The organism is Streptomyces sp. NPDC058632, assembly GCF_042717095.1.
Taxonomy (GTDB): domain Bacteria; phylum Actinomycetota; class Actinomycetes; order Streptomycetales; family Streptomycetaceae; genus Streptomyces.
This window is the reverse complement of sequence record NZ_JBHXQZ010000047.1, coordinates 35,176-46,809: the sequence shown is the minus strand read 5'-3', so window position 1 is coordinate 46,809 and position 11,634 is coordinate 35,176. Positions and strand designations below refer to the sequence as shown.

Genomic DNA, 11,634 nt, shown 5'->3' with positions numbered 1-11,634 from the left:
GGCGATGGCCGCGGGGTCGAGAGGGACACGTGCGGTTGACGCTACGCCGACGGAGAGTACGGAAGCAGAGCTTCCGTTTCTTCCCTCCCGGCACACGCGGCACACGTGTCACTTGCCTCACGAACGTACGTCATGGCACGCACGTACCCCGTTTCCCCCCTGTGGATCACAGGTCGCCCGGCGGTACGTCCGAGGGCGGAAGCCTGCCGCCGTCCTCCGGGGACCCGTCGCCGTCCCACCGCGCGAGCCTCATGTCGAGGCGTGGCAGGTGCCGCTCGGCGGCCCGGCCCGCCTCCCTCAGGGGAGTGCCCTCCGCGCGGTAGTGGTCGAGGGCTCTCAGCTCGTGGCCCGGCAGCAGCGCTCCGTCCGCGCGGACGACCCTCCACCACGGGACGGCTCCCCCGTAGAGCGCCATCACGCGCCCGACCTGTCGGGGCCCGCCCTCCTCCAGCCATTCGGCCACGTCGCCGTACGTCAGGACGCGCCCCGGCGGGATCCGCTCGGCCACGTCGAGGACCCGCTCGGCGTACTCGGGCAGGGCACCGGCGGACTCCGGGCCGGTGTCGGACGGAAGGCTCTGCTGGCTCATCCTGCTCATCCTGCACCACCCCACCGACAACGCGACCGGCGATGTCACGCGCACCGGGGCGTGCGTACGCCTCGCCGGGGAACCATGTGTCGGGCAGACTGTGCGACCCCGCACGTCGACCCTGCTGCCCGTGCGCGGCGGTGCGGCATGCCACCATCGTGCGGGCGGTGAACCGGTGATACGAGATCAAGAAGAGGCGATGACGGAGCAGGGTGCGCACCCAGGGGACACTGCGGGCGCCCCTGACGCTTCGTCGCGCCCGGACACCGGTCGTACCGATCGCCCCGGCCCACAGGGCGCCGATCCGCACGGCGCCGATCCACAGCACGCCGACACCAAGGACACCGGCACCAGGACTGCCGGGACCGGGAAGCAGGCCGCTCTGGACACCCACGGCACCGCCGGCAAGGACGGCAAGGACGGCACCGAGCCGGCGCACATCGACGAGGTGGAGGGCGACGAACCCCTGCTCCCCGCGCGCGTACACCGTCCGTCCGATCTCATGCGGCTCCTGGTGGGCATGCTCGCCATCGGGGTGCTGCTGGCGATCGCCACGTTCGCCCACGGCACCACCTCGGGGCTGGAACAGGACATCACCAAGGGCACCGGTCAGGCGCCCGACCTGTTCATCAAGATCGCCGGTCTGGCCTCCAGCATCGCGATCCTCCTCGTACCGGTCGCCTTCGCCATCGAACGGCTGATCAAACGGGACGGGCTGCGGATCGCGGACGGTGTGCTCGCCGCCGTCCTCGCGCACGGAGTGACACTCGCCACCGATCTGTGGGTCGCGCGGGCGGCCCCCGGCTCGATCCAGGAGGCGCTGACCCAGCCCTCCCCCGGCGGCGTCCACGCCCTCACCGATCCGGTGCACGGCTATCTGGCACCCGTCATCGCCTACATGACGGCCGTCGGCATGTCCCGCAGGCCCAGATGGCGCGCGGTGCTGTGGGTCGTGCTGCTCCTCGACGCCTTCTCCATGCTGGTCACCGGGTACACGACCCCGTTCTCGGTCATCCTGACGGTGCTGCTCGGCTGGACCGTCGCGTACGGCACGCTCTATGCGGTCGGTTCGCCCAATGTGCGTCCCACCGGACAGACCCTGATGGCGGGCCTGCGGACGGTCGGCTTCCATCCGGTGAGCGCGTCCCGCCAGGAGGCGCCGGACGCCGTCGAGACCGGGGACCGGGGCCGCCGGTACTTCGTCACCCTGGAGGACGGTCCGCCGCTGGACGTGACGGTGGTCGACCGCGAACAGCAGGCACAGGGCTTCTTCTACCGCGCGTGGCGCAATCTGACCCTGCGCGGCTTCGCCACCCGCAGCAGTCTCCAGTCCCTGCGCCAGGCACTCGAGCAGGAGGCACTGCTGGCGTACGCGGCCATCGCGGCCGGTGCCAACGCGCCGAAGCTGATCGCGATGTCCGAGCTCGGCCCCGACGCGGTGATGCTCGTCTACGAGCACAGCGGCGGGCACACCCTCGACTCGCTGCCGGACGAGGAGATCACCGACGAGCTGCTGCGCGGCGCCTGGCGTCAGGTGCGGGCGCTGCAGTCCCGCCGGATCGCGCACCGCAGGCTGGTCGGCGACGCGATCCTGGTGGACCGTTCCGGCTCGGTGATCCTCACCGATCTGCGGATCGGGGAGATCGCGGCCGGTGAGGTGCTGCTGCGCATGGACGTCTCCCAGCTGCTGGTGACGCTGGGACTCCGGGTGGGCGCCGAACGCGCGGTGGCCTCCGCGCTGAGCGTGCTCGGCCCCGACGCCGTGGCGGACTGCCTGCCGATGCTCCAGCCGATCGCGCTGAGCCGCTCCACGCGCGCGACGCTGCGCAGGCTCGCCCGGGAGCGGGCGGAGCGCGAGCGTGAGGCGGTCCTGGAGGCCTCCCGACAGGCCAAGCTGCTGCGCACCGAGCAGGCCGCGGACCACGTGGGGGGGGCCTCGGCCGACGGGAAGCCCGAGGGCGGGAAGCCGGACAAGAAGGCCGTACGCGCGGAACAGCGGGCCGAGAAGCGGGCGATCGACGAGGCGCTGGAGGAGGCCCGCGAGGAGGACCTGCTCACGCAGATCCGGCACGAGGTGCTGCGGATCAGGCCGCAGGCGCCGGTCGAGCCGGTCCGCCTCGAACGGGTGCGTCCGCGCACGCTGATCAGTTTCATCGCCGGCGCCATCGGCGGATACTTCCTGCTGACGCAGCTCACCCACATCGAGTTCGGGCCGCTGATCGCCAACGCGGAGTGGGGCTGGGTGGCGGCGGCCGTGCTGTTCTCGGCCGCCAGCTACTTCGCCGCCGCCCTGGCGCTGCTGGGGTTCGTGCCGGAGCGGGTGCCGTTCGTCAGGACGGTGGCGGCGCAGGTCGCCGGTTCCTTCGTGAAGATCGTCGCCCCGGCGGCGGTGGGCGGTGTCGCCCTGAACACCCGGTTCCTCCAGCGTGCCGGGGTGCGGCCGGGGCTCGCGGTGGCGAGTGTCGGCGCGTCCCAGCTCTTCGGGCTGGGCTGCCACATCCTGATGCTGCTGGCGTTCGGCTATCTGACCGGTACCGAGAAGACGCCCTCGCTGTCGCCGTCCCGTACGGTCATCGCGGGTCTGCTGACGGTGGCGGTGCTGGTACTGGTGGTGACCTCGGTGCCGTTCCTGCGGAAGTTCCTCTTCACGCGTGTGCGGTCGCTCTTCGCGGGTGTCGTGCCGCGGATGCTCGATGTGCTGCAACGTCCGCAGAAGCTGGTCACCGGCATCGGTGGCATGCTGCTGCTGACCGCCTGCTTCGTGCTGTGTCTGTACGCCTCCGTCCAGGCGTTCGGCGACGGGACGACGTCGATCAGCCTCGCCGGCGTGGCGGTGGTCTTCCTCGCGGGCAACGCGCTGGGGTCGGCGGCGCCCACCCCGGGTGGTGTGGGTGCGGTCGAGGCGACCCTGACGGTCGGTCTGATCGCGGTCGGCCTGCCCAGCGAGGTCGCCGCGCCGGCGGTGCTGCTGTTCCGGCTGTTGACCCTGTGGTTGCCGGTTCTGCCGGGATGGCTGGCCTTCAACCACCTCAGCCGCAAGGAAGCCCTGTAGCCGGCAGCGGCGAGCAGACACCAAAAGCTTCACAAAACAGCAGCTCGGAGGGTTATCCACAGGCTTCCGTGGCGAACACGGGAGCTGCCTACCATGGCTTGACCGCCATCCGCCGCACGGTGCGGACGGCCCGCGAGGGGAATGTGCACATGACGCGTTTCGTACGGTGGACGGCTCTGGCGGCCTGTACCGCGCTGCTGACGGCAGGATGCAGCGGCTCCTCCGACGACGGCTCCGACGGCCAGGACAGGAGCGGCGGGACGACGATCGACTGGGGGCGCTGCGAGGCCTCCGGGGACACGCCCGCACCCGGTGAGGAATGGCAGTGCGGCACGCTCGAGGTACCGCTCGACTGGTCGGAGCCGGACGGCGGGACGATCGGGCTGGCGCTGATCCGGGCGAAGGCCACGGGGGACGACCGCCTCGGATCCCTGCTGTTCAACTTCGGTGGCCCCGGCGGCTCGGGCGTGTCCGGGCTGCCCTCCTACGCCACCACCGCCTCGCAGCTGCGCGAGCGGTACGACCTGGTGAGCTGGGACCCGCGCGGGGTGGCCGCCAGCGAGGGCATCCGCTGCCGGGACGACGAGGAGATCCAGGCGGCCGAGTCGGTGGACCTCACCCCGGACACCCCGGCCGAGGAGCAGGCGTACCTCGCGGACGCGGCGGACTTCGGGAAGGGGTGCCAGGAGGCGGCCGGCGAGCTGCTGGCCCATGTGTCGACCACCGACACCGCCCGTGACATGGACCGCATCCGGCAGGCTCTGGGCGACGACAGGCTCACCTACTTCGGGATCTCCTACGGCACCGAACTCGGCGGCGTCTACGCCCATCTGTTCCCGAAGAAGGTGGGACGGCTGACCCTCGACGCGGTGGTCGATCCGAGCGCCGACACGGTGGGCCACGCCGAGAACCAGACGCGCGGGTTCCAGCGCGCGCTGGACAACTACCTGAAGTCCACCGGCCGGGACCCCGGGCAGGGGTCGCGTGAGATCGCGAAGCTGCTGGAGCGGATCGACGCCGAGCCGCTGCCGACGTCCTCGCGGGGACGGGAGCTGACCCAGTCGCTGGCGCTGACCGGCATCGTCCTCCCGCTGTACAGCCGGACCAGCTGGCCGGTGCTGACCAGCGCCCTGGAGGCGGCCGAGGAGGGCGACGGCTCGGAACTGCTGGCGCTGGCCGACGGCTACAACGAACGGGACGAGTCGGGGAAGTACGGCACGACGACCCACTCGCAACGGGCCATATCGTGCCTGGACGACAAGCAGCGGATGACGGCGGCCGAGACGGGGGAACTGCTGCCGGAGTTCGAGCGGATATCGCCGGTGTTCGGCTCGTTCCTCGGCTGGGACACGGCCGGCTGGTGCCACGACTGGCCGGTCCCCGGTCAGCACGACACCCCGGAGGTGAGCGCGCCGGGTGCCGCGCCGGTCCTGGTGATCGGCAACACCGGCGACCCCGCCACCCCGTACGAGGGCGCGCAGCGGATGGCGGACGAGCTGGGCGAGGGCGTGGGAACCGTGCTCACCTGGAAGGGCGAGGGCCACGGCGCGTACGGCAGTGGGAGCGACTGTGTCGACTCCACCGTGAACGCGTATCTGCTGGAGGGCACGGTGCCGAAGGACGGCAAGGTCTGCTCATGACGACGGCGGGGGCTTCACGCACCCGTGGTGCGCGAAGCCCCCGCCGAAAACGCCCGGGCCCGGGGCCTGTCCGGGATCGCGGTGGTGACCCGGCGTCAGGCGCCCTGGGGACCGGTCAGTAGATCGGCTTGGCCGGCTCGATCTGGTTGACCCAGCCGACGACGCCGCCGCCGACGTGGACGGCGTCGGCGAAGCCCGCGGACTTCAGGACCGCGAGGACTTCCGCACTGCGGACGCCCGTCTTGCAGTTCAGGACGATCTTCTTGTCCTGCGGGAGGCTCTCCAGGGCGCTGCCCATGAGGAACTCGTTCTTCGGGATCAGCCGGGCGCCGGGGATGGAGACGATCTCGAACTCGTTCGGCTCGCGGACATCGATGATCTCGATGTTCTCGCCGTCGTCGATCCATTCCTTGAGCTGCTTGGGAGTGATCGTGGAACCGGCGGCCGCCGCCTGGGCCTCGTCGGAGACGACGCCGCAGAAGGCCTCGTAGTCGATGAGCTCGGTGACGGTCGGGTTCTCGCCGCAGATCGCGCAGTCGGGGTCCTTGCGGACCTTGACCTGGCGGTACTGCATCTCCAGGGCGTCGTAGATCATCAGACGGCCGACCAGCGGCTCACCGATGCCGGCGAGGAGCTTGATGGCCTCGTTGGCCTGGATGGAGCCGATGGACGCGCACAGCACGCCCAGGACGCCGCCCTCGGCGCAGGAGGGGACCATGCCGGGGGGCGGGGGCTCCGGGTAGAGGCAGCGGTAGCAGGGACCGTGCTCGGACCAGAACACGGAGGCCTGGCCGTCGAAGCGGTAGATGGAGCCCCAGACGTAGGGCTTGTTCAGCAGCACGCACGCGTCGTTGACCAGGTAGCGGGTCGCGAAGTTGTCCGTGCCGTCGACGATGAGGTCGTAGTCGCTGAAGAGGCCCATCACGTTGTCGGCCTCGAGGCGCTCCTCGTGGAGGACCACGTTCACGTAGGGGTTGATGCCCTTGATCGTGTCGCGCGCGGACTCGGCCTTGGACCGGCCGATGTCGGCCTGGCTGTGGATGATCTGCCGCTGCAGGTTCGACTCGTCGACCTCGTCGAACTCCACGATGCCGAGCGTGCCCACGCCCGCCGCGGCCAGATACATCAGCCCCGGCGAACCCAGGCCACCGGCGCCGACGAACAGCACCTTGGCGTTCTTCAGCCGCTTCTGCCCGGCCATCCCCACGTCGGGGATGATCAGGTGGCGGGAGTACCTGCGGACCTCGTCTACGGTGAGCTCGGCGGCCGGCTCGACCAGGGGTGGCAACGACACGGGGACTCCGTTGGTCGGTCAATCACTACGGTTGTTCTTCCCCCCAACAGTGCCATGGCCTTTTTCATTCCGAGACACCCATCCCGACCTGCGAGACGACATCGTCCCAGTAGCCGGGCAGCGGCTCCCGGGGACCGAGTGGCCGGTGTGGCCGGTGTGGCCGGTGTGGCCGATGAACCGGAAGGCCGCGGCGCCCTGTCGGCGGGCGATGCGCAGCGCCTCCTCCAGATGCGGCCGGGGCACTCCGTGGACGAAGTGGCAGAAGCGCTCGGGCGGATGGCCGGCGGTCCACTCGGCCACCTGTGACCAGCGGTGGTCGCGCCACGGGCCGGAGAAGGCGACCGGCTTGGTCGGCGGTGCCCGCGTGGCCCGGAGCGTACGGACCGCGTGCCGGACCTCGGGGAGCACGGCGCGGCCCGCGGGGCAGCGGCCCAGGAGGAATCCGTCGGCCCGGTACCAGTCGATGAACCGGTGGGCGTCCGAGCTCAGCACGCCGGCATCCCGGAGACCATGTGCCGAGCCGAGATGGCCCGGAATGCGGACACCGGCGTCGCGCAGGCGGCCGACCGCTCCCAGGCGGTTCGGATCGGGTTGCACTCCGGGTCCGTCGGCCACGTTCAGGACGACCCGGTGCGGCGGGCTCGCGTCTCCCGGGCGGGTGAGCGCGTTCCACTCGGCCGGAGCGAGGAGAGGATGCGCCGGACCGGGCACCCCGGAGCCGGTACCGACACCGGTGCCGACGCTTGAGCCCCTGCCGGTTCTTGGGCCCCTGCCGGTGCCGGCCCCAGTCCGGCTGTCGCCCGCGGCGGCCGGCCGGGACGGCCGAACCGCCCGGATGGCTCGGACCGCCCGGATGGCTCGGACCGCCCGGATGGCTCCGGTTGATCAGATACGACATGCCGCCTCCATCCAGATGTCGGCGAGGGACTCCTCGAGATTGATCCGGGGGCGCCAGCCGAGCCGGTCGCGCGCGGTGCGCACGTCCGCCTGCTGCCAGCTGCCGCAGCCGTCCGGGTAGGGGAACGCGACCGAGGCCGTGTGATGGTCGGACTCGCCGCGGGGGTGCCCGATCGCCGGCCTCGGATGCGGGGTGTGGGCGGTGTGCCCCGCGTGACCGCCGTGCCCGCCGTGCGCGGAGTGGGAGACGTGGACGCCGGGCGGGCCGTCGAGCTCGTTCAGGATGCCGCTGTATCCGGCCACCCGGGCGAGCACCCCGGCGGCGTCCCGCAGCCGGACGGCACGGCCCGAACCGATGTTGATGACCCCCTGCGCGGCGGAGAGCGAGGCCGCGTGGACGGCGCGGGCCACGTCCCGGACATCGACGAAGTCGCGCTGGACGCCGAGACCGCCGAGCTTCAGTTCGCCGTCGCCGGACTGCATGGCGCGGCGCATGGCCTCGGCGAGGCGGCCGAGCGGCGAACCGGCGGGGGTGCCGGGGCCCGCGGGCGAGAAGACCCGCAGGACCACGGCGTCCAGGCCGGAGCCGAGGACGAGTTCGGTCGCGGCGAGCTTGCTCACTCCGTACGGACCGCCGGGGCGTGGGACGGCGTCCTCCGCCGTGGAGGAGTTGGGCTGGCTGGGGCCGTACTCGGCGCTGCAGCCGATCTGCACGAGCCGGGCGCCGCAGCCGCTGCGGCGCAGGGCCTCGCAGACGGTGGCCACGGCGACGGTGTTGTGCCGGGTGAGGTCGCGGGCTCCGCCGCGGGTGGTGCCGGCGCAGTTGACCACGACGCCGGGGTGGACGGCGTCGAGGAACCGGGTGAGCGCGCCGGGGCTGCCGGTGGCGAGGTCGAAGCGGACGTCGGCGTCGTCGCCACGGCCGAGAGCGGTGAGCTGGACGGCCGGGTCGGCGAGCAGACGGTCGGCGACGAAGCGGCCGAGGTAGCCGTTGGCTCCGATCAGCAGGACTCTCATCGGGCGTCTCCTGTGGCGGCCGAGGCTGCTGGGCGGGTGATCATGCGGGATCTCCTAGGGAAGGGGCCTCCGGCTGGGCGTGGGCCGAGGCTCGGGTGAGGGTGCGTGCTGCGTGGATCAGAAGGGTCAGGGCGGCCGCGCCGCAGACGAGGGCGGGGATGGCACTGGGGTCCCAGGCGGTGACCAGGGTTTCCACGGGGGCGGCCAGCGCCCCGCAGCCGGGCAGGCGGGCCGTGAGGACCACGGCCAGGACGGCCGCCTGGGCGAGGGCCGCGGCGGCGAGGATCACCTTCGGCGCGTGGGTGAAGCCGTGGAGGGTGAGGAGGCGGGCCAGGAAGAAGAGGGCCCCCAGGGTGAGCACTTCGTGGAGGGGGAAGGGCTCGTCCAGAACTGTGGCGCAGAGGGTGAAGAGAGCGGCCAGGGCGCACAGGAACAGGGCGAAGGCGCCGAACAGCAGGGGACGCACGGAATCGGCGAAGTCTTCGAGGCCGTGGCTGGCCGCGACCTTGCGGCGGGCCCGTACGGCGAACAGCCGGGCGCTCCAGGCCCCGGGGGCGAAGGCCAGGGTGAGGGCCAGGGCCGGGGCGACGGTGAGCGCCCAGCCGCCGTCGGAGGTGACGTCGGTGGCACCGGTGCCGTCGGTGGGCAGGCCGTCGGGGCCGCCGGTGATCGCGGTGTGGAGCAGACCGTCGCCCAGGAGGGCATAGCCGACGAGCCAGCAGGCCCAGGCCGCCGTGCCCGTGGTGGGTGGGTTGGGTGTGGCGGGCGTGGTGCCGAGCGGGCCGCCGCGTCGCAGGGCCGCGCGCAGGGCCAGGACGACGGCGAGGACGCCCGCGGAGACCGCGTAGACACGGGTCTGGCCGTGGGTGAGGCGCAGAGCGGCCACCGACACGAGGCCGAGGGCGCCGGGGAGCAGGGTGAGGACGACCCAGCCGGCACGGGGCCCGGGAGTGGCCCTGTCGGCGGAGGGCCGGGAGGTGTCGCCGTCGCGCGGGATGCGGGCGTACAGCTCCTCCGCGAGGGAGAAGACGTCCCGGTGCCGGAAGCGTGCGGCGGTCCGGTCGGTGACGCCGTGCGCCTCGAGGCCCGCCGCGATCTCCAGGGGGTCCACCGCGCGTTCGCACAGCTCGCGGTGGCGGTGCAGCAGCGCCTTCACGGGGTCGGCGGTGCCCCGGCCGGCGCCGGGTTGTGCGGACTCGCGGTCCAGTTCGTCCAGGCCCGTCATCGTGCCGCCTCCCTCGCGGGGAGGGACGACGCGTCCGCCACCGGGGTGGTTGCGGGCCGGGCCGGAGCGCCGGCCGCCCGAACCGGGGCGGTAGGCGTCCGAACCGGGACGGTGACGGGCCGGGCCGGTGCGGTGGCCCGCATGGGCGTGTCCGTGGCCCAGGCCGGGACGGTGCGGGACGGCCGGTGGGAGGCGAGGGCGGCCCAGTGGCCGGGGACATGGGCCTCGGCGGGGGCGGCGAAGGGCATGGGATCACCGGTGCCGTTCAGGAGGACGCGGCGGACCGGGGTGCGCGCGACGATCTCCAGGTACAGGTCGTGGAACGCGGCGACGTTCTGCTCGACGGTGAACAGTTCGAGTGCGCGGGCGCGCGCGGCGGCACCGAGGCGCGTGCGCCGCTCGGGGTCGCGCAGCAGCGACACGCACGCCTCGGCGAGCGCTCGCGGATCGCGCGGCGGTACGACGAGTCCGGTGCCGCCGATGACCTCGACCACCGCGCCGACGTCCGTGGACACCGTCGCGCGGCCGGCGAACATCGCCTCGACGAGTCCGGCGGGGAAGCCTTCGACGACGCTGGACAGGACGGTCACGGCGCCCGCCGCGTACGCGTCGGCGGGGCCGGTGAGTCCCGGGCCGCCGGTCTCCTCGAAGGACACCGGACCGGCGCCGTCGGCGTGCGGGACCCCGGTCCCGTCCGGGAAGAGCCGCGCGGCCAGGTCCCTGCAGTGCTCGAGGTAGGGGACACCCTCGGGGCCGGCCGGGCCGCCGATGATCCGCAGGCGGGCCGAGGGCTCGGCCGTGCGGACTCCGGCGAACGCGTGCAGCAGCGAGACCAGGTCCTTGGCGGGCTCCACCCGGCCGGTCCAGACGAGGGTGTGCGGGTCGGCGCGCTCCGGCGACTCGCCCGCCTCAGCGAACGGCGCCGCGTCCATCCCGGGATGGACCGTACGGACCTTCGCCCGGTCGGCGCCGCAGCGCTCCTGCCAGCGGCGGGCGTGCGAGTTGCCCGGGGTGATGAACGCGGCCCGCCGGTAGGTCTCGGCGGCGAGCCGGCCGTGGAAGGCCGCGAGCAGGGACCGGACGGCGGGTGAGGAGTCCGGCCGGGTCAGGTAGTGCGTGCGCAGCCGGACGCCGTACTCGGTCACCAGCAGGGGGACGTCGAAGAAGTGCCCGGCGAGCAGTCCCGGCAGGGCTGCCGTGCCGCCGGAGGCTGCGTGGCACAGGTCGACCGCTCCGAGTCCGTCCTCCTCGTACCAGTCGGGGGAGAGGGGGCGCAGGGCCTGGCGCAGGTGTGCGGCCACGGCCAGGAGGTCCGGCACCCGGGCCCCCCGCGCGGCGGGCAGCACGCGGGGCGCACGACAAGCGCGTTCCAGGGTGCGTACGGCGGTTTCGGAGCGGAGGGCGGCTGCGAGACCGCCCTCGTCGCGGGCGAGTTCGGCGAGGCCGAACAGAGCTCCGGCGAAACGGTCCGCCTCGGCCTGGGCACGGGTCGTCCCTGCCGCTCCGGGATCGCCCGGGCCCGCGTCGGGTGTCGCCGTCGGGGTCGCCGTAGCGGAATCGGACGCGCAGAGGACGGCGGCGAGTTCGCCGTAGTGCTCGGCGAAGCGCCGGCGCGCGCGCCTGCCGTACACCACCCCGTCGTCCTCGGCCGTCCACAGCGACGCGGTACGCACCCGGCCGACCTGCGGCGGCAGCGGCACCCAGCCGTCGTCCTCCTGGGCCTCGCTGCGACTGAACGCGTAGACGTCGAACTCGTGGTGCCCGAGTCCGCGCACGAGACGGTCGCACCAGAGTCCGGCGTCACCGCTCACATACGGATAACCACCCTCCGCAATCAGCCCGATGCGCACGAGTACACCCCCGATCTCCCGTAGGGAGAGCCGCCGTTGACCCGGCGGCTCGCAGCGGGACGAACGTATG

Annotated in this window: 7 protein-coding genes and 1 pseudogene; 2 read left to right on the top strand and 6 right to left on the bottom strand. The window is 72.8% G+C overall.

Going from position 1 to position 11,634, the window contains the following annotated elements; genetic code table 11:
- Nucleotides 1–166: 166 nt before the first annotated feature.
- Nucleotides 167–589 (bottom strand): MGMT family protein, encoded by a 423-nt coding sequence (locus ACFWVE_RS19355; RefSeq protein ID WP_384015477.1) that lies wholly within the window; start codon nucleotides 587–589, stop codon nucleotides 167–169.
- Between the two features lie 199 nt (nucleotides 590–788).
- Here ACFWVE_RS19355 and ACFWVE_RS19350 point away from each other — a divergent pair, with 199 nt between their 5' ends.
- A complete protein-coding gene (locus tag ACFWVE_RS19350; RefSeq protein ID WP_384015475.1) occupies nucleotides 789–3,641 on the top strand; it encodes a YbhN family protein in 2,853 nt (950 codons plus the stop codon).
- A 149-nt stretch (nucleotides 3,642–3,790) separates the two neighbouring features.
- The gene (locus tag ACFWVE_RS19345; RefSeq protein ID WP_384015473.1) at nucleotides 3,791–5,281 is read left to right on the top strand and encodes an alpha/beta hydrolase; all 1,491 of its coding nucleotides are present in this window, start codon (nucleotides 3,791–3,793) and stop codon (nucleotides 5,279–5,281) included.
- A 115-nt stretch (nucleotides 5,282–5,396) separates the two neighbouring features.
- Here ACFWVE_RS19345 and moeZ read toward each other — a convergent pair whose 3' ends face one another.
- The 5 genes and pseudogenes from moeZ to ACFWVE_RS19320 all read right to left on the bottom strand — a co-directional run bounded on the left by moeZ (nucleotide 5,397) and on the right by ACFWVE_RS19320 (nucleotide 11,564).
- Complete coding sequence (moeZ, locus tag ACFWVE_RS19340) at nucleotides 5,397–6,575, bottom strand: adenylyltransferase/sulfurtransferase MoeZ (RefSeq protein WP_384015471.1); 1,179 nt, start codon at nucleotides 6,573–6,575, stop codon at nucleotides 5,397–5,399.
- A 64-nt stretch (nucleotides 6,576–6,639) separates the two neighbouring features.
- Nucleotides 6,640–7,412, bottom strand: a pseudogene (locus ACFWVE_RS19335) (phage tail protein).
- A 48-nt stretch (nucleotides 7,413–7,460) separates the two neighbouring features.
- The gene (locus tag ACFWVE_RS19330; RefSeq protein ID WP_384015469.1) at nucleotides 7,461–8,489 is read right to left on the bottom strand and encodes an NAD-dependent epimerase/dehydratase family protein; all 1,029 of its coding nucleotides are present in this window, start codon (nucleotides 8,487–8,489) and stop codon (nucleotides 7,461–7,463) included.
- A gap of 40 nt (nucleotides 8,490–8,529) precedes the next feature.
- Entirely contained in the window at nucleotides 8,530–9,714 is a 1,185-nt protein-coding gene (locus tag ACFWVE_RS19325; protein ID WP_384015467.1) for a hypothetical protein, read from the bottom strand.
- A complete protein-coding gene (locus ACFWVE_RS19320) occupies nucleotides 9,711–11,564 on the bottom strand; it encodes a DUF3492 domain-containing protein (RefSeq protein WP_384015464.1) in 1,854 nt (617 codons plus the stop codon). The genes ACFWVE_RS19325 and ACFWVE_RS19320 overlap by 4 nt, the downstream gene beginning before the upstream one ends.
- Nucleotides 11,565–11,634: the final 70 nt, after the last annotated feature.

Bases quoted from the DNA above. Each gene is read 5' to 3' on its own strand.
- ACFWVE_RS19325 (WP_384015467.1), bottom strand. From the start codon at position 9,714: ATGACGGGCCTGGACGAACTGGACCGCGAGTCCGCACAACCCGGCGCC.
- ACFWVE_RS19350 (WP_384015475.1), top strand. From the start codon at position 789: ATGACGGAGCAGGGTGCGCACCCAGGGGACACTGCGGGCGCCCCTGAC.
- ACFWVE_RS19330 (WP_384015469.1), bottom strand. From the start codon at position 8,489: ATGAGAGTCCTGCTGATCGGAGCCAACGGCTACCTCGGCCGCTTCGTC.
- ACFWVE_RS19355 (WP_384015477.1), bottom strand. From the start codon at position 589: ATGAGCCAGCAGAGCCTTCCGTCCGACACCGGCCCGGAGTCCGCCGGT.
- ACFWVE_RS19345 (WP_384015473.1), top strand. From the start codon at position 3,791: ATGACGCGTTTCGTACGGTGGACGGCTCTGGCGGCCTGTACCGCGCTG.